Annotated in this window: 21 protein-coding genes; 18 read left to right on the top strand and 3 right to left on the bottom strand. The window is 66.9% G+C overall.

Going from position 1 to position 23,727, the window contains the following annotated elements; genetic code table 11:
• The 8 genes from G8760_RS24335 to G8760_RS24370 all read left to right on the top strand — a co-directional run.
• Nucleotides 1–362 (top strand): hypothetical protein (locus tag G8760_RS24335; RefSeq protein ID WP_207782677.1); only part of this gene is annotated, 362 nt, incomplete at its 5' end.
• Between the two features lie 171 nt (nucleotides 363–533).
• Nucleotides 534–1,268, top strand: coding sequence for a DUF5819 family protein (locus tag G8760_RS24340; RefSeq protein ID WP_166355448.1), 735 nt, complete (start codon nucleotides 534–536; stop codon nucleotides 1,266–1,268).
• Nucleotides 1,265–2,356 (top strand): HTTM domain-containing protein, encoded by a 1,092-nt coding sequence (locus tag G8760_RS24345; protein ID WP_166355449.1) that lies wholly within the window; start codon nucleotides 1,265–1,267, stop codon nucleotides 2,354–2,356. The genes G8760_RS24340 and G8760_RS24345 overlap by 4 nt, the downstream gene beginning before the upstream one ends.
• Before the next feature lie 294 nt (nucleotides 2,357–2,650).
• A complete protein-coding gene (locus G8760_RS24350; protein WP_166355450.1) occupies nucleotides 2,651–4,651 on the top strand; it encodes a choice-of-anchor G family protein in 2,001 nt (666 codons plus the stop codon).
• 136 nt (nucleotides 4,652–4,787) lie between these two features.
• A complete protein-coding gene (locus tag G8760_RS24355) occupies nucleotides 4,788–5,585 on the top strand; it encodes a DUF5819 family protein (RefSeq protein ID WP_166355451.1) in 798 nt (265 codons plus the stop codon).
• A complete protein-coding gene (locus tag G8760_RS24360) occupies nucleotides 5,582–6,679 on the top strand; it encodes an HTTM domain-containing protein (protein WP_166355452.1) in 1,098 nt (365 codons plus the stop codon). Before G8760_RS24355 ends, G8760_RS24360 begins: the two co-directional genes overlap by 4 nt.
• 97 nt (nucleotides 6,680–6,776) lie before the next feature.
• The gene (locus tag G8760_RS24365) at nucleotides 6,777–7,556 is read left to right on the top strand and encodes an electron transfer flavoprotein subunit beta/FixA family protein (protein ID WP_166355453.1); all 780 of its coding nucleotides are present in this window, start codon (nucleotides 6,777–6,779) and stop codon (nucleotides 7,554–7,556) included.
• Nucleotides 7,557–7,586: 30 nt separating this feature from the next.
• Nucleotides 7,587–8,534, top strand: a complete 948-nt coding sequence (locus G8760_RS24370; protein ID WP_166355454.1) for an electron transfer flavoprotein subunit alpha/FixB family protein — start codon at nucleotides 7,587–7,589, stop codon at nucleotides 8,532–8,534.
• Between the two features lie 96 nt (nucleotides 8,535–8,630).
• On the opposite strand, the gene G8760_RS24375 is transcribed toward G8760_RS24370, so the two are convergent.
• Together G8760_RS24375 and G8760_RS24380 are read right to left on the bottom strand one after the other, a co-directional pair.
• The gene (locus tag G8760_RS24375) at nucleotides 8,631–9,713 is read right to left on the bottom strand and encodes a M20 family metallopeptidase (protein ID WP_166355455.1); all 1,083 of its coding nucleotides are present in this window, start codon (nucleotides 9,711–9,713) and stop codon (nucleotides 8,631–8,633) included.
• Nucleotides 9,713–10,735, bottom strand: a complete 1,023-nt coding sequence (locus G8760_RS24380; protein ID WP_207782678.1) for a LacI family DNA-binding transcriptional regulator — start codon at nucleotides 10,733–10,735, stop codon at nucleotides 9,713–9,715. The genes G8760_RS24375 and G8760_RS24380 overlap by 1 nt, the downstream gene beginning before the upstream one ends.
• A gap of 175 nt (nucleotides 10,736–10,910) precedes the next feature.
• On the opposite strand from G8760_RS24380, the gene G8760_RS24385 reads away from it, so the two are divergent.
• From G8760_RS24385 to mnmA, 8 genes are all read left to right on the top strand, one after another.
• Nucleotides 10,911–11,879 carry a substrate-binding domain-containing protein gene (locus G8760_RS24385; protein ID WP_166355456.1) on the top strand — a complete coding sequence of 323 codons (969 nt, stop codon included), beginning with the start codon at nucleotides 10,911–10,913 and terminating at the stop codon, nucleotides 11,877–11,879.
• Nucleotides 11,880–11,900: 21 nt separating this feature from the next.
• The gene (locus G8760_RS24390) at nucleotides 11,901–12,659 is read left to right on the top strand and encodes an ATP-binding cassette domain-containing protein (RefSeq protein ID WP_166355457.1); all 759 of its coding nucleotides are present in this window, start codon (nucleotides 11,901–11,903) and stop codon (nucleotides 12,657–12,659) included.
• Nucleotides 12,656–13,675: an ABC transporter permease gene (locus G8760_RS24395; RefSeq protein ID WP_166355458.1), complete on the top strand. Its 1,020-nt coding sequence runs from the start codon at nucleotides 12,656–12,658 to the stop codon at nucleotides 13,673–13,675. Before G8760_RS24390 ends, G8760_RS24395 begins: the two co-directional genes overlap by 4 nt.
• A 23-nt stretch (nucleotides 13,676–13,698) precedes the next feature.
• Nucleotides 13,699–14,742, top strand: coding sequence for a phosphotriesterase family protein (locus G8760_RS24400; RefSeq protein WP_207782679.1), 1,044 nt, complete (start codon nucleotides 13,699–13,701; stop codon nucleotides 14,740–14,742).
• Entirely contained in the window at nucleotides 14,739–15,488 is a 750-nt protein-coding gene (locus tag G8760_RS24405) for a glutamine amidotransferase (RefSeq protein WP_166355460.1), read from the top strand. Before G8760_RS24400 ends, G8760_RS24405 begins: the two co-directional genes overlap by 4 nt.
• A gap of 2 nt (nucleotides 15,489–15,490) precedes the next feature.
• Nucleotides 15,491–16,432, top strand: coding sequence for a nucleoside hydrolase (locus G8760_RS24410; RefSeq protein WP_166355461.1), 942 nt, complete (start codon nucleotides 15,491–15,493; stop codon nucleotides 16,430–16,432).
• Between the two features lie 92 nt (nucleotides 16,433–16,524).
• Nucleotides 16,525–17,733: a cysteine desulfurase family protein gene (locus G8760_RS24415; RefSeq protein WP_166355462.1), complete on the top strand. Its 1,209-nt coding sequence runs from the start codon at nucleotides 16,525–16,527 to the stop codon at nucleotides 17,731–17,733.
• An 11-nt stretch (nucleotides 17,734–17,744) separates the two neighbouring features.
• Nucleotides 17,745–18,845: a tRNA 2-thiouridine(34) synthase MnmA gene (gene mnmA, locus G8760_RS24420; RefSeq protein WP_166355463.1), complete on the top strand. Its 1,101-nt coding sequence runs from the start codon at nucleotides 17,745–17,747 to the stop codon at nucleotides 18,843–18,845.
• Between the two features lie 509 nt (nucleotides 18,846–19,354).
• Here mnmA and G8760_RS24425 read toward each other — a convergent pair.
• A complete protein-coding gene (locus G8760_RS24425) occupies nucleotides 19,355–21,619 on the bottom strand; it encodes an MMPL family transporter (RefSeq protein ID WP_166355464.1) in 2,265 nt (754 codons plus the stop codon).
• A 193-nt stretch (nucleotides 21,620–21,812) separates the two neighbouring features.
• Between G8760_RS24425 and G8760_RS24430 the strand changes: the two genes are divergently transcribed.
• Both G8760_RS24430 and G8760_RS24435 read left to right on the top strand, forming a co-directional pair.
• Entirely contained in the window at nucleotides 21,813–23,021 is a 1,209-nt protein-coding gene (locus G8760_RS24430; RefSeq protein ID WP_166355465.1) for a sensor histidine kinase, read from the top strand.
• Nucleotides 23,018–23,704: a response regulator transcription factor gene (locus G8760_RS24435; protein WP_207782681.1), complete on the top strand. Its 687-nt coding sequence runs from the start codon at nucleotides 23,018–23,020 to the stop codon at nucleotides 23,702–23,704. Before G8760_RS24430 ends, G8760_RS24435 begins: the two co-directional genes overlap by 4 nt.
• Nucleotides 23,705–23,727: the final 23 nt, after the last annotated feature.

Here is a 23,727-nt window from a genome sequence, read left to right on the forward strand (position 1 = left end):
ATGCGGATGTTGATGCTGACGTGGATGCGGATGTTGATGCTGACGTGGATGCGGATGTTGATGCTGACGTGGATGCGGATGTTGATGCTGACGTGGATGCGGATGTTGATGCTGACGTGGACGCGGAGGTCGACGTGGACGCCGAGGCCGACGCTGACGGCGATGCCGACGTTGAGACGGACGTGGACGCCGACGCTGACGCGGATGCCGACGCTGACGCGGACAAGGACGCCGATGGTGACGACCTGCCCGACACCGGTGTTGGCAACCTTCTGCTGATCACCATGACGGTGGTGCTGATGCTCGGTGCGGGTGTGCTCGCCTACACGGCCAGCAACCGACGCCGGGCCATCGTCGAGTAGACGCGCCGCGTCTATCCGTCAAATGGACTAGGTGGGTCCGCACCGAATGGCCGGTGCGGGCCCACCACCGTTCGTGATACGTCTACTGAGGCAACGCCGTGACGAGGCAAGAAAACCGGCACTTTAGGTGTCGCGCGCAGGCTGGTGGGTCTGCGGGGATAGGGGCATCGGATGCAGCAGACAAGGCCGGCCTGGCTTAAGTTCCTGGCGGGTGTGCTGGGCCTGGCGGTTGGCGCGCACCTCGCGGTGACGGCGCTGTTCGTCGGTCCGGACAACGCAGCGAAAGACTCGCTGAAGGAACCGATGAACGCCTACATGCTTCCCATGTTCCAACAGAACTGGAGCCTGTTCGCACCGCGGCCCATCGGTACCGAGCGGACCTTGTTCGTCCGTGGGTGGTACAACGACCAACGGCACACCGAGTGGGTCAACGTCACCGATCTGGAGATCGACGCCGCGGTGCTGCACAACCTCACACCGTCCAGGGTCGGTATCGTCACCCGCCGTGCCGCGACCCGCATCGGCCAGCAACACGCCAGGATGACCAGCGAGGAACGGTTTGCGCTGGCCAGCCACTACCACCATGACGCGTGGGACCGGCTGCGGGCCCGGATGATGCGTGAAGACGATCGATCTCCGGCGAGCCGGATCTCGTATGTGCTGAAGTATGACCAAGCGATCACCGCTTACGCCACGCAGTTCGCGTATGCGTGGTGGGGTGAAGACGCCGGCATCAAGTATGTGCAGTTCAAGACCGAGGAATACCGCGCTACGTCATTCGAGGACCGGCACCGTGATCTCGAACCGCGGGTGGTCACCCGGGAGTTCGGCCGCCGGCCGTTGATCGAGCACGACGGTCAGGACCGGGAGGCGTTCGCCGCCGCGATCGAGAGGTTCGCCCGATGAGCGCACGAACTCCCGTGTTGTGGAACGACCACGTCGCACCCAAGCTGCGGTTCGGTGAGGACTGGCTGCTTGGGGCCAAACGTGCCACTTACGGTCTCGCGGTGGTCCGGATCCTGTTCGGCCTGACCGCGTTGGGCTTCCTCGCCGCCAACTGGCTCAACCGGCACTACCTCTGGGGCGACGCCGCCCGCTGGTTAGAACCGATCGACGACAACGGGGGCTTCAGCTGGCCGTTCACCTTCTTCCGGGGCGGCAGCAGCCAGCTTGAGCTGGACCTCAAGCTCGGCCTGGTGGCGGTCCTGCTGGTGTTGCTGGTGCTTGGCTGGCGCACCCGGATTCTCGCGCCGATCATCCTGATCTTGTGGGTCAGTCTGATCGAGGCGCAGCCGATCTACGGCGACCAGAGCGACAACATCTTCCGGATCCTCTTCTTCTACATGTGCTTCGCCGACACCTCCGGGCGCTGGTCGCTTGACGCCCGTCGACGGGCCAAACAGGCCGCAGGTCAGTGGCACAGCCCGATCAACGTCCGGGTGTCTCCCGAACTGCGTGCCAACAGTTCGATGGTGGCGATCGTCTTCCACAATCTCGCCGTGTTGGCTATAGGGGTCCAGGTCTGCTTGATCTACCTGGCATCAGGTCTGTACAAGGTTCAGGGGGAGTTGTGGCAGGACGGCACCGCCGTCTACTACCCGATGCAGGTGGGACAGTACGCGCCTTGGCCGGCGCTGAACGAGTTCCTCGGGTCCAGCGCGCTGGGCGTGATGGTCATCACCTACTTCTCGGTCTTCATTCAGATCTTCTTCCCGCTGATGTTGCTGCGGCGTACCACCCGGGTGATCGCACTGATGGGTGTGGCGGCGATGCACCTCGGCATCGCCGTGATCATGGGCCTGCCGTTCTTCTCGCTGTTCATCCTGGCCGGCGACATGATCTTCATCCGTGACTCGACGTATGTAAGCATCCAGCGCTGGGGACGTCGACGGTGGCAGGAGCGGCGGGCGCGGCGGGGCGCGGCTCGACTGGCGGCTCAGGCGGAGGAGCAACCCGCACAAGCGCCCGTGGCCACCGGAGTGCCCACCCGCTGATCGAGGCGGGAGTGGCGTAGCCTGCCCGAAATCTCTTTTTTGTGCTGGCGTTCTATTGGGGCTTGATAAGTGGCGCCATGAATGTCCGTTTTGGGGCGACAACAATAGCTTTTCTCTCTTTAGGGATAATTGTGCCTGGCTAGTATCTGGTCGGCCACAAATTATGTCCAAACGTACGATCACCTCCCACTACGACGAAGGAACTTTCTGCCGATAGTGTCGTGATCACGTCGCAGTGCGCGAATTCTTTATGCCTGCGACGGTCACTTTTGTTACTGCCCTAGGGGAGAAGGCATGACGTTTGAAAGTAGGAAGCGTCGACGGCTGCTCGTCAGCAGCGTCGCCGCCGGGGCCATAGCGGCCCTGACGTCGACGACACTGGCGATGCCGGCGTTGGCGGACGAAGGAGACTACTCGCGCGCAGAGGCGCGATTCCTCTCCGGAGAGATCCTCGGAACCGATCTGGACCGGCTGGTAGAGCTAGCCGGCGTGGAGGTCGAGAACTTCGGCACCCCGGACCCGGTCACCGAGGCCAACCCTCTTGACATCACCCTCCTCGACTCGATCAACATCGAGATCCCGGGGGGCCTCCAGCTGCCGTTGAGCGAGATCATCGAGCTCGGTGCGGTCAACCAGTGGGCCACAGCCAAAGACAAGGGCACGTCGAGTGCGGCTACGGGTGCCGTAGCCGATAGCGGCGGCATCGGTACCGGTGTCGAGGCTGGATTCCCGGGCAACGCCAACTTCAGCCTGGGCAACCTCCTCGGTGATCAGTTCGCCGACACCATCGCCAACGTCGAACTCGAGCTCGGCGCCATCTCGTCCGAGGCGCACCTGATCGGGCCGTCGGAGGTGGAGATCAGCTCGGACGGCGTCGGTGAGGGCTTCACCCTCAACCGCGACTACGAGATCGCCGGCGGGTTCCTCAAGATCGAGTTGCCGCTGCTGGCCGACCTGCTGCCGGACATCCTGGACACCGTCGGCGAGGTCGACGACCTGCTGAACAGCGTCCTGGGCGAGGAGAGCCTGCTCGCCGAGCTATTGGATGCGATCGACGGGTTGACCGGCCTGCTGGCCCTCGTCGGGGTCGAGCTTGACCTCAACGTGAGCGTGACCAGCGACATCCGGGGCGCGGTCGAGGAGATCCTGGAGGCGCCGATCGGTGGCTCGGGTATCGAACTCGACCTCAACACGGGCACGCTGATCATCGACCTCAACGAGATCCTCGAGGGCGGGCTCAACGGCCAGCCTCCGAACACCGAACTGCTCAGCGCGGCCGTCATCGGCGGCCTGCTGGACAACCTGGGTGACCTCCTCTCGGACCTGCTCGGCGACATCGTCGACACCGTGAAGTCTGCCCTCGGTGCGGCTGAGGTCGACCTCAACCTGTTCATCAACGCCAACCCGCTGGGCTTGAACCTGGGCACGCTGGACCTCTCGCTGCTGGCCACCGTCACCGACCTGATCGAGGGCGACGCCGAGCTCGAGATCGAGACCACTGGTCCCGTTGGTGGCCTCCTCGGCACCGTTCTGGGTTCGCTGACCAGCGACCTTCTGCCGCTGATCGGTGACCTGCTCGACGAGGTCGTCGCACTGGTGGATGGCCTCGGTGCCACGCTGGACGGCCTGCTGGCCGACCTGGGCCTGGACGGTCTGCTCGATGAGCTGGAGGGTGTGCTGTCGCAGCTCATCTCCATCAAGCTCAACTATCAGCCCGACCAGCCGATGAACTCCGCGCGGACTCAGATGCTGCGTAGTGTTCCGCTCCTCGGCGGCGCGGCGCAGGCCAACGCCGAGTCCGGTGGACCGTTCAGCGTGTCCGCGCTGTACATCGACGTCCTGCCGGCGAACAGCCTGGCCGTGGTCGACCTGGCTCGCTCCGAGGTTGGCCCCAACCGGGTGCAGGACGACACCGACGTGGATGTCGAGGTCGATGTTGACGTGGACGTGGATGCCGACGTCGATGCTGATGTTGACGCGGACGTGGATGCCGACGTCGATGCTGATGTTGACGCGGATGTCGATGCCGACGTCGATGCTGATGTTGACGCGGACGTGGATGCCGACGTCGATGCTGATGTTGACGCGGACGTGGATGCCGACGTCGATGCTGATGTTGACGCCGACGCCGACGCCGACGCGGACGCCGACGCGGAGGCCGACGCGGACGGCGACAAGCTGCCCGACACCGGCTCGAACATCCTGTGGCTGCTGCTCGTGGTTGGCCTGCTGGCCGCCGGTGGTTACACGATGTATGTCTCCAGCCGCAACCGCCGGATGACGGCTCAGGGCTAGTCGCCTGAATCGACCATCACGGCACGTGTGAGGACGTGACCTCACCGGTGGGCCGGCACCCAGAACGGGGGGCCGGCCCACCGTCATGTCGGAGTGAGGCAGACGGCGGCTGGTGGTGTCGTCTAGTCTTTGCGGGGTGTCCGACACCAAGGACGGGCAGCGCGCCGCCGTCCATGTGCCACCCCTCGCCCGCGGGATCGCGTTCTTCCTGGTGGGTCTCCTGGGGATCCATTTCCTCATGACGTTTCTGTGGAATGCCCCTGACAATCCCGTCAAGGAAGCGCTGCGGGAGGAGGTCAACGGGTATATCCAGCCGTTCTTCCAGCAGAACTGGAGCCTTTTCGCGCCGAACCCGGTCAGCAGCGAAAGTGAGCTGTTGCTCCGTGCGCGCACGGAAGATCCCGTAACCGGCGACATCCGGACCACCGAGTGGGTGTCGCCGACCCAACTTGAATGGAGTGTCGTTCGCGGCAACCCGGCGCCGTCCAGGGTCAGCCGGCTGTCGGCGAATATGCACCGGCGGCTCAACTCGGCGTGGAACCGGCTCAACGACGAGCAGAAGGAGATCGTCGCCGACGACTACGAAGACATGGACGTGTGGACGCCGCTCGCCGACGATCTCATCGAGGCTCAAGGCGGCCAGACGTCGTCGAGGGTGGCCACCATCGTCCGGGCCGACCGGGTCGCAAGCGGGTACTCGACCCAGGTGGCCCGAGCGCTGTGGGGCGACGACGTGGTTGCCGTCCAGTTCCGGCTCCAACGCACGCCGGTGCCCAGCTGGGAGGACCGTTTCGAGCCCGAGCCCGAGGAGCCGCATCGTATATATCGAGAGTTCGGCTGGCGGCCCGTGCTGGTGAACGATGGCCAGGACGACGGCGCCTTCGCCCGGACATTGCTCCGGTTGAGTGATCAGGTGGGCGGGGTGACGCCATGATCGTGGGCCTGGTCGGAGATGCGTTCCGCGTGGTGTTGTCGGTGTTGAACCGGACCGTCACCGACGGCGAGAGGTGGCTCTTTCTCGGCAAGAAGGCCACGTACGGCCTGGCGGTCATGAGGATCTGTATGGGAGTTGCGATCCTCGGATCGCTGACCGTGAACTTCCTCGACCGCTACTACGTGTGGGGGCCAGGATCACAGTGGCTACAGCCCTGGCGTGTGATCGATGGGTGGGGCTTTCCGTTCACCGTGTTCTTCACCGGGTCGGAGTCGACGGTCGAGTTCACCGTCAAATACTTGTGTCTAGGCGTGGTGGCCGCACTGTTCATGTTCGGCTGGCGGGTACGAGTGATCACGCCGCTGCTGCTGCTGATGCTGGCCGGCCTGATGCGGCTCAACCCCATCGCGACAGACGCCGGCGACAATCTCATTCGGATCCTGTTGCTGTTCATGTGTTTCGCGGACACCGGCGCGCACCTGTCGCTGGACGCGCGTCGCCGTGCGGAACGGGGTGAGCCGGCTCGGGCGGGGTTGCGCTGGCAATGGCCAGCATGGCCGGGTGTGCTGTTCCACAACATCGCGTTGGTGGCCATCGCTGGCCAGGTGTTCGTGGTGTATCTGGTCTCCGGGTTGTCGAAGGTGCGCGGTTCGATGTGGCAGGAAGGCGTCGGACTTTACTACCCGTTGCGGATCGGCCAGTACGAGGCTTGGCCGGCATTAAACGAGCTGGTGTACACCAGCGGCCTGTTCGTCACCATCGGCAGTTATGTGACGGTATTCGTTCAGGTGTTCTTCCCGCTGCTCCTGTTGCGCCGCGGAACCCGGATCGTCGCACTGATTCTGGTGTTCTTCATGCACGTCGGTATTGCGGTGACGATGGCATTGCCCTGGTTCTCCCTGGCGATTCTGGCCGCCGACGCGATCTTCATCCGCAACGACACCTATCGCGCGGTAGGGCGGTGGTTGCGGCGAGCGCGCAGACCTGAGCCCGACGAGCACTACGCTCCGCTGCCGGATCCCGCGGTAACCGAGCCGGAGCAGCTCAGACCGGAAAGTGTGAAGAACCGCACTCAGCCAGCTACTGGCCAGTAACAAGGGGTACCATCGAGTGCGTTCGAGTGGGTAGTGCCTGCCTTGTGTACGCCCAAAAGGACGCTCCATTCTACGCACAGGAGGTCGTTGCACGACCATGAAGATCGTCGCCTTGGTGAAGCACGTGCCGGACGCCGCGGCAGACCGCACGTTCAATGAAGCCGATCACACCACCGACCGGACCAACGTCGACGGCATCTTGTCGGAGCTGGACGAGTACGCCGTCGAGGCGGCGCTCAAGATCGCCGAGTCGGGCGACGCCGAAGTCGTCGCTCTGACTATGGGCCCCGACGCGGCCCTGGACGCGGTCAAGCGAGCGCTGCAAATGGGCGCCGACTCCGGCGCCCACGTCGCCGATGACGCCCTGCACGGCTCGGACGCCGTCGCTACGTCCGCAGTGCTGGCGGCGGCCATCCAGAAGATCGGCGACGTCGATCTCATCCTCACCGGTATGGCGTCCACCGACGGTGGAATGAGTGTTGTCCCGGCGATGCTTGCCGAGCGGCTCGGCCTGGCCCATGTCGGTTTCGTTGGCGAACTGAACGTGGAAGCCGGCAGTGTCCGGGCCCGTCGTGACGCCGACGTCACCGAGACCGTAGAGGCCGCCCTGCCGGCCATCGTGTCGGTCACCGACCAGATCAACGAGCCGCGGTACCCGTCGTTCAAGGGCATCATGGCGGCGAAGAAGAAGCCGGTCGAAACGTGGTCGCTGGCCGACCTAGGGGTTGATGCCGGAACCGTCGGGCTCGCCGCCGCCTGGACCACGGTCGAGACGGTTACCAAACGGCCGGAGCGCACCCAGGGCGAGATCGTCACCGACGAAGGCGACGGCGGCGCCAAACTCGTCGAGTTCCTCGCCGGCCAGAAGTTCGTCTGATCCGAGTGCTTGCTCCAAGGGAGAGAAAGAATGGCTGAGATCCTCGTCCTCGTCGATCATGTCGACGGAGCGGTGCGCAAAACCACCACGGAGCTGCTGACCCTCGCTCGCCGCGCTGGTGAGCCGGCCGCGGTGTTCCTCGGGTCCGGGATAGACGCTGCTCGCGAGACACTGGGCCGGTTCGGCGCCACCAAGGTTTATGTCGCGGACGCGCCCGAACTCAATGACTACCTCGTGGCGCCGGCTGCCGAGGTCCTAGCGCAGATCGCCGCGCAGGCTAACCCGGCTGCCGTGCTGGTGCCGTCTACACCAGACGGCAAGGAGATCGCTGCCCGGCTGGCGGTGAAGCTGGAGTCGGGGCTCATCACCGATGCCGTCGACGTCGCTGCCGACCTCACCACCACCCAGTCGGCCTTCGCCGGTGGCTACACCGTCAACGCACGGGTCACCCACGGCACGCCGATCATCACCGTCAAACCCAACTCGGCTACCCCGGAGCCGGCCGAGACGAGCCCCGCGGAAGAGAACGTGTCCGTGTCCGTGTCCGATGCGGCGACGAAGGCGAAGGTTGTCGATCGAGCCGCTCGCCAGGCGACGGGACGGCCCGAGCTGACCGAGGCGGCCATCGTCGTGTCCGGCGGGCGCGGTACGGGTGGAGACTTCAGTGCGGTCGAGTCCCTGGCCGACGCGCTCGGCGCGGCCGTTGGTGCGTCGCGGGCCGCGGTGGACTCCGGCTGGTATCCGCACTCGCACCAGGTGGGGCAGACCGGTCAGACGGTCTCGCCGCAGCTGTACATTGCGGCAGGTATCTCCGGCGCCATCCAGCACCGAGCGGGTATGCAGACGTCGAAAACCATCGTGGCCATCGACAAAGACCCCGAGGCGCCGATCTTCGCCATGGCCGACTTCGGTGTCGTGGGCGACCTCCACACCGTGCTGCCGCAGGCCACCGAGGAGATCACCAAACGCAAGGGGTGACGACGACTCGTCCCGAGGTCCGGTGGCTTCCGACGTTGTGGTCGCTACAGCCACCGAGATGTCGGAGGATCCCAGAGGTGCCAGTGGGCTGAGCCGCTATGCCCGCACACACGCGCGGTCGAGCAGGGTGGTGTAGATCTCGGTGGCGGCGTAGATGTGATCCACGCGGCATCGTTCGTCGACGACGTGCGCCTGGTCGGGTTCACCGGGACCGATGATCAACGCGGGGCCGCCCAGGACAGCGGCATCGGTGAAGAACGTGGCGCCGGGGTCGGGATGGTCGGGCAGGCCGGCGTCGCGCAGCACCGTACGCACCAGCTCGGTTGCCGGATGGTCGGCGGCGGTTGCCACCGGGGGCAGGTTCATGAGCGTGGTGACGTCCACCTGGTCGCCGACCACGGCCGCGACGTCGGCCGCGAGCGATGCGGTTGCCGGATGCGGGACAGTGCGGATGTCCAGGGTGGCCTCGGCATGGTCGGGCACCATGTTCACCTGCTGCCCGCCGTGGACCGTGCCGACGTTGATCGTCCCGGCCCCGAGCTGTGGGTGGGTGGGCCACTGGCCGGCGGCGAGCAGCTCCTCCACGGCCCGGGTCAGCCGGAGGATGGCGTTGTCCCCGAGATCGGGCCGGGAGCCGTGGGCGGCGCGGCCGCGGGCGGTCAGCCGCAGCCATAACGCTCCCTTGTGTCCGAGCACGAGCCGGTTGGCGGTTGGTTCGGCGACAATCACTGCGCGTGGTTCGGCCGGCATCGTGGCGGCCAGCTTCCGGGCGCCTTCGCAGCCGGTCTCTTCCGCCGCGGTGAGTACCAGCTGGACCCCGCGACAGGGATGTGGGCGGGTGACGTGGGAGAGGTAGGCCGCGGTGAGGGCCGCCACGCCGGACTTCATGTCGCTGCTGCCCCGGCCGTAGAGCCATCCGTCGCTGATCTGCGCACCCCACGGGTCGGCCGTCCACGACACGGGATCAACCGCGACGGTGTCGAGGTGCCCGGTAAGCACTACCGGTTGGTCGCCACCGTGCCGGGCGATCAGCTGACTGCGGCCGGGCCGCCACTCGATCACCGAGCTGGGCACCCCGGCCGCTTCCAGGTGATGGGCGACCAGTGCGGCAGCCACCGCTTCGCCGCTCAGGCACGTGTTCACCCGGATAAGTTCCTGGCTCAGATGTAGCGCGTCCATCAGCTCGCCGACCCCTCGCTACCTGGCTGGGTGCTCCCGCGCACCACCAGTTCGGGTTGCAGGGCTAGTTTGCGGACGGGGAGTTCGGTGTCAGCCAGGCGAGCATCGAGCAGCCGCACCGCCTCGGTGGCGATGGCTTCCCGGGGTTGCCGGATAGTAGTCAGGGCGGGCTCGATGTAGGTGGCGATAGGGGTGTCGTCGAAGCCGGTGACCAGGACGTCGTCGGGAACGGCCAGGCCGTGCCGGCGTAGTTCACGGATGACACCGACCGCGATCTCGTCGTTCCCGCATACCACCGCGTCGGGCAGGTCGCCCCGGCTGACCAGCTCGCGAGCGGCCGCCGCGCCCCAGTCGATGCTGAACTCGCCGAGCAATTCGACCGACTCGGCCAGGCCAGCCGTGGTGGTGGCCCGGCGCAGCGCGTCGAGCCGGTCCCGGCCGCTGGAACTGTTTCGTTCGGCGCTGACCAGCGCCACCCGCTCGGCGCCGTGGTCGCGTACATGCTGCACCACGAGGGCCATGCCGGACTCGTCGTCGACGCCTACCCAGTCCAGCCGGGTCTGATCGGCATAGCGGTCCATCTGCACCACGGCGGTGTGTCGCATCGCTTCGTGCAGCACCTTGGTGCTGGCCTGCGAATCGACCGGACTGATGAGCAGGCCGTCCACTTGGCGGCCGAGGAGTGCCTGGATGCGTCGGCGCTCGACGTCGGGGGAGCGGCGGGAGTCGCAGAGCATCAGCTCGCGGTCGGACTCCTGCAAGGTTCGCTCGACCGCTTCGACGATGGCGGGGAAGAACGGGTTGCTGATTTCCGGAACCACCATGCCGATGACACCGGTGCGTTGTGCTCGCAGCGCCCGCGCGACGGCGTTGTGCCGGTAGCCGACCCGGCGTGCGGCCTCGTGTACACGCTCGACCAGTTCGGGACCGACCCGGCGAGCGCCGGAGAGTGCACGGGACACGGTGGAGACGGAGACACCTGCCTCGCGTGCGACGTCGTGAATGGTGACGGCCACCCTCATACCTCTCATACTGCCAAACGTTTTCCCGATCTTAACCCATACATGGCGGCAAAGATCCAGTGTTTCACTTCGGTTAATCTCCGGATTCGCTCTTGACCACTAGGTGATCCAGCTCGTAAGTTGTCTCGCCACGGGCAAACGTTTGCCAAGTTTTGGTCCAGACGAAGGAGATCCGATGACCCGCAATCGGGCACACCGCACGGGCACGGCCGTTGTGCTGATGGGATCCTTGCTGGCGCTGGCCGCCTGTGGCGGCGACGGCACCGGTGACGACGCCGGCGGCGACAGCGACATCACGGTCGGACTTGTCCAGATCAACCAGCAAGCTCTCTTCTTCAATGAGATGAACGCCGGCGCCCAAGAAGCCGCCGACGAGGAGGGCGTCGACCTCACCATCTTCAACGCCAACGACGACGCGGCCACCCAGAACGAGGCCATCGCCAACATGGTGACCCAGGGCTTCGACGCGCTCATCGTGGTCGCCATCGACGTCGAGGGCATCAAACCAGCGCTGGCCGAGGCCAAGGAGGCTGGTATGGCTGTGGTGGCGGTGGATGCCATCGTCGACGACCCCAACGTGGACGTCCAGGTCGGCGTCGACAACCACGAGGCAGGCACACTGATCGGCGACCACGTCAACGCCTGGATCGAGGAAACCGGCACCGAAGCCAACATCGGTGTGGTGGGTGCGCTGAACTCGTTCATCCAGAACATCCGGATGGATAGCTTCGTCGAGGCGGTCGAGGGCAACGGCGCGACCATCACGCAGACCGTTGATGGCGAGAATCGCCAGGAGGCAGCGCTGGCCGCGGCCGAGAACATGGTCACCGGTCAGAACGACACATCCATCGTCTACGCCACCGGCGAGCCGGCCCTGCTCGGGACGGTAGCGGCCGTGCGTTCCCAGGACGCTGCCGAACGCATCAGCGTCTTCGGATGGGACCTCACCGCCGAGGCCATCTCCGGCATCGACGACGGCTTCGTCGAGGCCGTCGTACAGCAGGACCCCCGCGGGGAAGGCGTCGAAGCCGTCCGAGCGGCCAAGACACTGGTCGAAGGCGGCACCGTCGAGTCTCCGATCGACGTGCCGGTGACCATCGTCACCAGCGAGAACGTGGACGAGTTCCGCTCGATGTTCGAGTAGGCCGGAAGGGGTCTGGCGACGATGTCGCAACGAGAGAGCACCACAGACCGCATCGTCATGCGGGACATCCGTAAGCGCTACGGCATGGTCGACGCGCTGCGCGGGGTCACTCTCCGGCTCGGGCCCGGCGAGGTGGTCGGCCTGGTCGGCGACAACGCGGCCGGTAAGTCGACGCTGATGAAGATCCTCGCCGGCGCCGTTGTGCCGGATTCCGGCGAGATCCTCGTCGACGGTGCGCCGGCGACGTACACCTCGCCGCGCGAGGCGCACGAGTTGGGTATCGAGATGGTCTATCAGGACCTGGCGCTCTGCGACGACATCGACGTCGCCGGGAACCTCTTTCTGGGACGCGAACCCCGAACCGCCGGCGGCCTGATGCTCGACGAGCGGGCCATGCACGCGCAGGCTCGCGAGCACCTGGACGCCCTGCGGATCCGGATCCCGCTCACGGACCTGCCGGTGCGGGCGCTGTCCGGTGGTCAGCGGCAGGCCGTGGCGATCGCCCGCGCGGTCACCTTCGGGCCACGAGTCCTGATCATGGACGAGCCGACGGCCGCGTTGGCCGTCAGCGAGGTGCGAACAGTGCTGGAGCTGATCCGAACCGTCGCCCGGCGGGGAGTCAGCGTCATCCTCATCACGCACCGACTGCAGGACTTGTTCGAGGTGTGCGACCGGCTCTGCGTGATGTACGAGGGGACGCTGCGCGCCGACCTCGACGCGCACACCACGTCGCTGGAGGCCCTGGTCGAAGAGATCGTCGGAAGGGGACATGCGGCATGAACACACCGGTAACCACCGAACCGGCCGGCAACGAGCGGCTGGTCGTGACCCGCCAGGCACGGCTCACGGCGAAGCTCACCACCCACGTGCAGACGGTGGCTGTGGGGGGCGTGCTGCTGGTGCTGCTGCTCGTCTTCGCCTTCTCCGCCGACCAATTCCTCACCGTCAACAACGTGCTCAACCTGCTTCGCCAGATCGCTCCCACCATGATCGTGGCGGTGGCGATGACCTTCGTCATCACCTCAGGCGGGATCGACCTGTCGGTGGGGTCGACGGTCGCGTTGTCCGGATCGCTGCTGGCCATCGCCATCGCCGCGGGCTGGGATCCAACATTGGCCCTGGTGGCTGTGGTTCTACTGGGGGCGGCGATCGGTTTCGTCAACGGCTGGTTCAGCGCGTATCACGGCATCCCGGCGTTCATCGTCACGTTGGCCATGTTGTCGATCATCCGCGGTACAGCCCTACGTGCTACCGAGGGTTACTCCACCCCGATCCCGCGGGACACCTGGGTGGTCACCCTGGGTCAGGGCCGGTTGTTCGGCATCCCGGTCCCGGCGATCCTGGCGCTGGTGATCGCGGTCGCCGGATGGTTCGTCTTCGCGAAGACGCCGTTCGGGCGGTACGTCGTCGGGATGGGGTCGAACGCCGAGTCGCTGCGCCGCAGCGGGGTGGCCGTTCGTAAGGTCGGGCTCAGCGTGTTCGTCCTGACCAGTACGGCCGCCGCGGTGGCAGGGGTTTTGGTCGCCACCCGGCTGGCGTCGGGCTCGGCGAATGCCGGGGTGATGTTCGAGCTGGAGGTCATCACCGCCGTCGTGCTCGGCGGCACCAGCCTGTTCGGGGGCCGGGGCAGCATCGTCGGCACCGTGCTGGGTGCTCTGGTGCTCGGTGTCATCGCCAACGGACTCGTTCTGCTGCACGTCTCGCCGTTCTACATCCAGATCCTGCAGGGCGCGATCCTTCTTCTGGCGATCTTCCTGAACCAGAAGATCTTCAGCCGGTTCGCGACGAGAACGTAGGGCGGGCCGCGATGGTGCAGGTGATGACGGTGACGGGCCCGGTCGAGGCGGCCGGGCTTGGTGTCACCCTCATGCATGAACACGTGATCAACAACAATGCGAGTGCGTGGCGCCGCCCCGGGCCGGAGGAAACCGCCGCGTGGGAACTCGTCGACGCGCCGGTCACCGTCGAGCTCAGGGAACGGCTGCGCACCGACCCCTACGTGTGCAAAGACAACTGCTCGCTCGACGACGTGGATGTCGCCGTCGCAGAACTGGCCGCGTTCGCGGCGGCCGGTGGCGGCACCGTGGTCGAGCAGACCACCGACGGGATCGGCCGGGCTCCGGGAGCGCTGCGGGAGATCAGCCGGCGTAGCGGCGTGCGGATCGTCATGGGCAGCGGCTACTACCTGCGGCGCAGCCATCCACCGTCGGTCGCGGGTGCCTCGGTGGCCGAGCTGGCGGAACGGTTCGCCGTTGAACTGGCCGAAGGAATAGACGGCGTGCGGCCCGGACTGATCGGTGAGATCGGGATCGGCCCGGAGCTTACCGCCGTCGAGGAGAAGGTACTGCGAGCCGCTGGACGGGCCCAGGTGATCACCGGAGTGCCGCTGTCGGTCCATCTCCCCGGCTGGCAGCGGCTGGGGCACCGGGTGCTCGACATCGTCGCCGGCGAGGGCTGCCCGGAGCGGCACGTCGTCCTCTCCCACCTGAACCCGGCACACGACGACCCCGGCTACCTCGACGCGTTAGCGGCGCGTGGCACCTGGTTGTCCTTCGACATGCTCGGCATGGATCACCGGTTCCCCGGCGAGGGGGCAGCCCCGGACGACGAACAGGTGGCCGCGGCAATCGTGCGGCTAGCCCGGGCCGGATATGGCGGTCAGGTGCTGCTGTCGCAGGACATCTTCATCAAAACGCTGCTGTCGACCTATGGCGGGCCCGGCTACACCCACGTCCAGACGTCGTTCCTGCCGGCACTCGTCCGGCACGGCCTGACCGAAGCCGAAGCGACATCGTTGCTGGTAGACAACCCACGAGCCGTCTTCGAGGCGGCCGCTGAACACGTAACAGGAGACAACGGATGACGCGCGTACTCATCGCCGGCGAGTCCTGGGTGAGCGAAGCCACCCACTACAAGGGATACGACGCCTTCACCTCGGTGACCTTCCACACGGGTGTGGACCCGTTGCGGGACGTGTTGCTCGCCGAAGGAGTGGAGGTTGATTACCTCCCCGCGCACGAGGTCCCGGAGCGGTTTCCCGCTAGCCGGGCCGACCTGGCCGGCGTCGACGTGGTGATCCTCTCCGACATCGGCGCCAATAGCATCCTGCTGCACCCGGACACGTGGATACACGGCAAACGCACCACCAACCGGCTGGTGATGTTGGCCGACTGGGTGCGCGATGGTGGCGGCCTGATGATGGCCGGCGGGTACCTGAGCTTCCAGGGTTTCGAGGGTAAGGCGATGTGGCGGGGTACACCGGTAGAGGCGGTGCTGCCCAGCGTGATCTCGCCGTACGACGACCGAGTGGAGACCCCCGAGGGCATCGAACCGGTGGTGGCCGATCCGGCGCACCCCATCACCGCGGGGCTGAGCGCTACCTGGCCGGCGTTGCTGGGGTACAACCGGTTCGTCGCCACCGACGATGCGACCGTGCTGGCCCGAGTCGGCGACGATCCGCTGCTGGCGGTACGTCCGGTGGGCGAAGGCCGCAGCCTGGCCTGGGCGTCGGACATCGCTCCGCACTGGTGCCCGGAGGAGTTCCTCGACTGGGACGGCTACCGCACCCTCTTCGGCCGGGCGATCACCTGGCTGGCGAAGGGAGACTGATCATGCCGGTGCCGATTGTCCTCGACGTGGACCCGGGGCACGACGACGCGTTGGCCATCCTGCTGGCCCGTGCCGATCCACGCGTCGACCTCCTGGCCATCACCGTCGTGGCAGGCAACCAGACGTTGGAGAAGTGTGTGCTCAACACCCGGCGGGTCTGCACCGTCGCCGGGATCGACGACGTACCTATCGCGGCCGGAGCCGACACACCGCTTGCCCGGCCGCTGCGGATCGCCGACGACGTTCATGGCGAGTCCGGACTCGACGGCCCGGCGTTCGGCGAGCCGACGGTGGCTCTGGACGGCCGGCCCGCCGTGCAACTCATCGCCGAGACGCTGCGGGCCCATCCGGAGCCGGTGACGCTGATCCCGACCGGCCCGCTCACCAACATCGCGTTGCTGCTGCGTGAACACCCGGACGTGCGGTCGCGGATCCGGGAGATCGTCCTCATGGGCGGATCCACCGGCCGGGGCAACGTCACGCCGTACGCGGAGGCGAACATCTACGTCGACCCGGAGGCGGCGGACGAGGTCTTCAGCTCCGGGCTGGACGTCACCATGGTGGGGCTCAACATCACCCATCAGGCGCTGGTCACCGACGACGTGGTGCAGCGGCTGCGGGCGATCGGCACCCCGCTGGCCGACACGTGTGTGCAGATGATGACCTTCTTCGGCTCGACGTACGGGGAGCTGTGGGGGATGCCGGCGCCGCCGCTGCACGATCCGGTTGCCGTGGCGCGGGTGATCGACCCGTCGCTGGTGCGGTGTGTGGACGCCCCCGTGGTCGTGGAAACTCGCGGCGAGCACACCGCTGGAGCGACCGTCGTCGACCTGCATCACCTGTCCGGGCGTCCGGACACAACACGAGTGGCCGTCGAACTGGATCGGGAGCGGTTCTGGGACGTCGTCGTGGGAGCCGTCGCAAGCTTCCCCCCGCTCCCATGATCATGAACACTTTCCCGGGTGATAGCCCGGGAAAGTGTTCATGATCATGGGAACGGGGGAAGAGGGTGGGCGCCGCGTAGACTGGAGTCGATATGAGCGAGCGCAGCGTCTACCTGGACCACGCCGCGACCAGCCCTATCCTCCCCGAGGTGATCGAGGTCGTCACGGCGACGATGACCACCCTCGGCAACCCGTCGTCGCTGCATGCCGCGGGCCGGCAGGCGCGCAAACTGGTCGAGGAGTCTCGGGAGTCCGTGGCCGCCGCATTAGGGGCGCGGCCGGGCGAGGTCGTGTTCACGTCGGGCGGCACCGAGGCGGACAACCTCGCCGTAAAAGGCCTGTATTGGGCGCGGCGCGCGGCCGATCCGCGGCGGGTGCGCGTCCTGGCCTCGGCGATCGAACACCACGCCGTCCTCGACGCGGTGCAATGGCTGGGGCAGTCGCAAGGGGCAGAGATCGAATGGCTACCCGTCGACGCACACGGCCGGCTGGACGTCGATGCCGCGTCCGCCGCGGTCAGGCGGGACCCCGCGTCGGTGGCGTTGATCACGGTGATGTGGGCGAACAACGAGGTCGGCACGGTTCAGCCGGTGCGGGACGTCGTCGCACTGGCCGCCGAGTACGGCATTCCGGTGCACTCCGACGCCGTCCAGGCGGTGGGACAGGTCCCTGTCGACTTCGCCGCCAGCGGCCTCGACACCATGACCATCAGTGGGCACAAAGTGGGCGGCCCCATCGGTGTGGGAGCACTGCTGGTACGTCGCGAGGCCGAGTTGACGCCGGTACAGCATGGCGGGGGCCAGGAACGCGACGTCCGTTCCGGGACCCTCGACACACCGTCGTTCGCCGGGCTCGCCACCGCGGTGTCCACCGTCGTCAACCGTCTCGACGAGCACGCCGGGCACCTGCGTCAGCTGCGCAACGCCCTCGCCGACGGCGTTCACCGCGCCGTTCCCGACGCCGTGCGTAACGGTCACCCGGAGCTATCCCTGCCGAGTCTGGCGCATTTCTCGTTTCCGGGATGTGAAGGCGACTCGCTACTGTTGTTGCTGGACGCGGCCGGTATTCATTGCTCCACCGGCAGCGCGTGTTCGGCGGGGGTAGCACAACCGTCACACGTGCTGCTGGCCATGGGTGTGAGCCCGGCCGTGGCCAGGGGTTCGCTACGTTTCTCATTGGGGCGTACATCCACACCGGCCGATGTCGACGCGTTACTCGACACGATCGGCCCGGCCGTGGAGCGGGCCCGTACCGCCGGGCTGGCCAGTGGTGGTGAGCCGGGCACCCGTTACCGAGAATGATGGAGTCACGAATGCGAGTGTTGGCGGCGATGTCCGGCGGAGTCGACTCCGCCGTGGCGGCCGCGCGGATGGTCGAGGCCGGGCACGACGTCACCGGTGTCCACCTTGCCCTGTCGTCGAACCCCCAATCCTTTCGCTCCGGGGCGCGTGGCTGCTGCACGCTGGAAGACTCCCGTGATGCCCGGCGGGCGGCGGACGTGTTGGGGATCCCGTTCTACATCTGGGACCTGGCCGAGCGGTTCCGGGCCGACGTCGTCGACGACTTCGTCGCCGAGTACGCCGCTGGCCGGACCCCCAACCCGTGCCTACGCTGCAACGAGAAGATCAAGTTCGCGGCGGTGCTGGACCGAGCGCTGGCCCTCGGCTTCGACGCGGTGTGCACCGGGCACTACGCACGAATCGTCGACGGCCCGGGCGGACGAGAACTGCACCGTGCGGTGGATCCGGAGAAAGACCAGTCCTATGTCCTGGGTGTTCTCACCGCCGAGCAGCTGGCGCATGCCGAGTTCCCCTTGGGGAACAGCCCGAAATCGGCGGTCCGCGACGAGGCTGATCGGCGCGGGCTGGCGGTAGCGCGCAAACCAGACAGCCACGACATCTGTTTCATCGCCGACGGCGACACCGCAGGGTTCCTCCGCGGCCAGCTGGGCGAGGCCCCCGGTGAGGTGGTCGACACCTCCGGTGAGGTGCTCGGCGCACATGATGGCACGTACGCGTTCACCATCGGCCAACGTAAAGGCCTGCGCCTCGGACGTCCGGCGCCGGACGGGAAACCTCGATACGTGCTCGACATCTCACCCGTCGACCGCCGAGTCACCGTCGGCGCCCGCGAAGACCTGGCCGTCGACGAGGTGGTCGGTGTCTCGCCACGCTGGCCGGGTGCTGCTCTTGCGGGTGTGGTGGAGTGTGCGGCGCAGTTCCGGGCGCACGGCGAGGCGGCGCCGGCCATCGCCGAGGTCGACGGCGACGTGGTGCGGGTCCGGTTCGAGGCGCCGCAGGAGGGTGTTGCTCCGGGGCAAGCCGTGGTGCTGTACGACGGTGACCGGGTGATCGGATCCGCCACCATCGACCGCACCGGCACTCCCGCCCACGCCGCCGCCCCCTCCCCGTAATACTGCACCTGATCTCCGTTTGTGCACCTGATCGTTTCGGTGGGGACGATCAGGTGCGCTGAGCGCGGGCGACGGCCGACCGGGGTGCATCTGATCGCGTCTCGGCATGTGAACGTCGGCCGATCAGATGCATTTGTGCGCCGTTTGTGCTGCGTTGTGCATCTGATCGCCCAGCAGCTACATGCCGGACGCCAGAGAGTCTCCACCGCAACCTGAACGGTGCCGCCGCCGAGCGATGTGGAAGGGGCGCTGCCAGCCGAGGCGGCGCACAGCACGATCGCCTTAGAGCTTCCGGTGTGTCAGGGTTTGCGTCACCACGACGATCAGATGCACAAACGCGCCGTGGCGCACCGTTTATGCATCTGATCCACAGCTCGCCCATATCGTGAGATGAGGTCGGGTCCGCGATTGGGCCGTTGAGCAGGGTAAACGCCGTCCGTCGTGCACCTGATCGTCGCCACCGAAACGATCAGGTGACAAAACGGAGATCAGGTGCACAACGGGGTGGGTTAGCGGGATGGTGCGGGGTCTGGCGTGAGATCGGGTCGTGGAACGAACATCTCCGGGCGGCCCTCGACGTTGAGCTCAGGCATCCGCTGGTCCAGGCCCCGCGGTAGCCACCAGTTGGACCGGCCCAGGATGTGCATCACCGCCGGCACGAGCAGCATCCGCACCACGGTGGCGTCGATCAGGATCGCCGTGGCCATACCTATCCCGAATACCTTGATGAACACCTGATCGTTCGGGACGAACGCGGCAAAGACCACGATCATGATGGCGGCGGCCGCGGTGATCACCCGCCCCGTCTTGGCCAGCCCTTCGGTGATGGCGCGGCCGTTGTCTCGATGCCGGACCCATGCTTCTCGCATCCGGCTGATCAAGAACACCTCGTAGTCCATCGACAACCCGAAGAGGATGGCGAACATGATCACCGGTAGGAACGCCGCCATCGGGGTGGCGGTGTCGATCCCGATGAGCTGCCCAGCCCAGCCACCTTCGAGGAAGAACGCCACGACGCCGTAGGTTGCCGCCACCGAGATCAGGTTCATCACGGCAGCGGTGACCGCGATGACCACGCTCCGGAACGCGACCAGAAGGAGCAGCATCGATACCGCCACCACGCCGCCGATCAGGAAGGGGAGCCGGTCGGTGATGGAGGAGTTGATGTCGATCACGGTTGCCACCCGGCCGCCGACGTGTGCCGTGGTGTCCGTGCCGGCGACGGTGGCTGGAATGACGTCGTCGCGTATGACCCGAGTGAGGTCCTCGGTGGCCGCCTCTTGCGGGCCCGTCGTCGGGAACACGGTGATCAGCGCAGCGTCGCCGGCCGGTGCGAGCTGGGGCGGTGCCACGCCGGCCACCCCGTCCGTCGACATGATGCTGCTGTGCAGCTGCGGGACGGTGGTGCCATTGTCGCCCGCGGACAGGTCGGCTACCACCAGCAACGGACCGTTCGAGCCCGGGCCGAAGCCGTCGGCGAGCATGTCGTACGCCTGTCGGTTGGAGCTGCCTTCAGGATCGTTGCCGGCGTCCGGAAGCCCCAGGTGGGCGCCGAAGAATGGAATCGTGAGCAGGAGGAGCAGCGCGGTCGTGGCCACGGTCGCGACCACTCGGTAGCGCTGCACTAGTCGGGTCCACCGGGTCCAGCCGGGTGCCGGTGCGACGTGGCCGTCGGAGGTGAGCCGGATCGGGCGCCGTCGGCCCACCGGAAGCCGGAACCGGTCGATGCGGCCGCCGAAGTAGCCGAGCAAGGCGGGAAAGAGCGTGACGGCGGCGATGACGACGACCAACACGGCCACCATGGCCACGAGTGCGGCTCCGCTGATCACCGACAGGCCCATGGCGAACAGCCCGGCCATGCTGACCATGACGGTGCCGCCGGCCACCAATACCGCGCGTCCGGCCGTATCCAGGGTGGCGACGGTGGCCCGCTCCGGGTCGAGGCCCATCGCCCGCCATTCCCGGAACCGGGTCACCATGAGCAGGGCGTAGTCGATGCCGAGGGCGATTCCGAGCATCATGCCGAGGACGGGCGCGAAGTCCGGCACGTCGGTCAGCGCCGCTAGGAGGCCCACCAGGCTGACGCTCACCGCGAGCCCACTGAGCGCCATGATCAGCGGCAGCCCGGCGGCCACCACGGATCCGAACATGATCAGCAGGATGATGGCCGCGGCGGTGAGCCCAATCATCTCCGAGCCAACCTCTTGTTCCTGCGCGTTCTGAATCGTCTGGCCGCCTAGGGCGACGTCGAGGCCGTCCCGCTCGGCGGCTTCGGCCGCCGCGAGCAGCCGTTCGGTGTCCTCGACGGGCATGTCGTTCGGGTTGGTGACGTCGAGGTAGAGGCGGGCGACGGCAATGTCACCGTCTGGCGAGACACCCCCCGGGCTGGTGTATGGGTCGCTGACCGATACCACACGCGGCAGGCCTTCGAGTTCACTCAGCAGCGTGGCGACGTCGCCCTGGACTTGCGCGTCGGTGACGTCGGGTGCGCTCACGACGACGTCGACCCGGTCGCCGGCCTGGGCGGGGAAGCGGTCGTCGAGGAGGTCCTGTGCCTGAGCGGAGTCGGAGCCGGGCACTCCCTGGTTGACGGAGAAGTCGGCACCGAAGGCCGCGGATAGGCCGACCGCGACGGCTGCGGCGGCCACCCAGGCCAGAATCATCCGCCCCCGGTTGCGGAACGCCACGCCGGCCAGCCGGCCGAGTGGCCCGGGTCGGGTGGGCACCGTGACCGGTCTCGGGTCACGGTCCACGGTGGACACCACGTCTGTCATCGAAGCCTCCGGTCATGGTCGAGTGGGATCACAGCGATCGTCTCGACACCGACCCCGTGGTGTCGTCGGGTGACAGGCGGTGTCGGTTGCGCAGGTCGGGGTAGGTTCAGGCAGGGCAACCGCGCTCGTCGTCGTAGCTGACTACGTCGTCGAGCGGATCTCCTGGACTGACCGCGCGGGTTAGGATCGCCGCATGTGGCGACCCGCGGCCTTGTCTCGCCTGCCTGCATGGGTGCAGGACGGGCTGCTGGCTGCGTTCATCGCCGTCATGCAGATTCAAGGAACCCACCGGGCCGCGCACGACAGCGAGGTGGCGGCGCGGGCATTGTCCGACTTCGGCCATCTGGGTTCGGTTCTGCTCGTCGTCAGCGGCCTCTCGCTGGTGGCTCGGCGACGGTGGCCGGTGCCCGTCTTCGTCTTCACCGCTCTGGTCAGCTTGCTGTACTACACGCTCGACTTCCCGGACGGACCTGGTTGGCTGGCCCTGTTCGTCGCCCTCTATTCGGTGACGGCGTACGGCGACGGGCGGCGGTCGGTGCGGATCGTCGCCATCGGGATTACCGTCCTGGCCGTCGGCTGGCTGCTGGCCGCGGTGGACATCGAACCGGCTGCGGCGATGGGCTGGGTCGTCTTCCGGATTGGTGCCTCCGTGATGGCTGCCGCCCTGGGTGAGTCGGTACGGTCTCGACGAGTGATCGCCGTCGAGGCTGAGCAGCGGGCTGAGCTGGCGGAACGGACCAGGGACGAGGAGGCACGACGGCGCGTGGACGCGGAACGGTTGCGGATCGCCCGAGAGGTCCACGACACCGTGGCGCATTCCATCGCCATCATCAACGTCCAGGCCGGAGTGACGGCTCACGTGCTGGACAAGCGGCCCGAGCGGGCCCGGGAAGCCTTGGAGACCATCGAGCAGACTAGCGCTCAGGCATTGGACGAGATGCGCGTGGTGCTGGGGGTGTTGAGAACCCGTGATCACGGTCGCGTGCCCAGCCCGGGCCTGGGCCAGATCGACGATCTCATCACCGTGGCCCGCGAGGCCGGGCTTGACGTCAAGGCGGAGACCAGCGCACTTCCCGCTGAGCTGCCAACGGCGGTCGACCGCGCCGGTTACCGTATCCTGCAGGAATCGGTGACCAACGTGATTCGCCATGCTGGGCCAACGCGGGTCACCATCACCATCACGTGCGCCGACGGCATGCTCACCATCCGCGTGGTCGACGACGGGCGCAGCCCGGACGCGGGACCTGCCGTGGGCGACACCGAGCCCGGCAAAGGAATCGTTGGCATGCGTGAACGGTGTGAGCTGCTTGGTGGTGGGTTCACCGCCGGGCCGCTGCCGGAGGGCGGTTTCGAGGTGGAGGCGCGGTTGCCGCTGGCGCCGGCTGGAGTGGTGCGGCCGTGAGCGGACAACCGATCCGCGTCTTGCTGGCGGATGACCAAATGCTGGTGCGCACTGGGTTCAAGGTCTTGTTGGACGTCGAGGACGACATCGAGGTGGTGGGGGAGGCGACCAACGGCCTCGAGGCGGTGGAGTTGGCTGGTGCGACCCGTCCCGACGTCGTGCTCATGGACATCCGGATGCCCCAACTCGACGGGATCAAGGCGACGGCGCGGATCTCCGCCACCCGCGGCCTCGAGCAGGTGCGGGTGCTGATCCTCACCACCTACGACACGGATGCGTACGTCTTCGAGGCGCTCCAGGCGGGGGCCAGTGGTTTCTTGTTGAAAGATGCCGGCCCGTCGGAGCTGCTGCACGGTATCCGCGTCGTGGCCGGCGGAGACGCATTGCTGGCGCCGAGCATCACCCGTCGGCTCATCGAACAGTTCACCGTCGTGCGGGTCGCTGGTCAGGTGGCTGAGGAGCGGCTGTCCGCGCTCACGCAGCGGGAACGACAGGTCCTCGCCCTCGTCGGGCGGGGACTGAGTAATGCCGAGATCGCCGCCGAGCTGTTCCTCAGTCCGGCCACGGCACGCACCCACGTCAGTCATGCCATGGTCAAACTCGGGGCGCGGGACCGGGCCCAGCTCGTGGTGATCGCCTACCAGACCGGCCTGGTCAGCCCGTACACCGATCCGAGCCCCTGAGCCGCGGCGTGGCGGCGGCAGAT

The organism is Phytoactinopolyspora limicola (genome assembly GCF_011320225.1).
Lineage (GTDB): Bacteria > Actinomycetota > Actinomycetes > Jiangellales > Jiangellaceae > Phytoactinopolyspora > Phytoactinopolyspora limicola.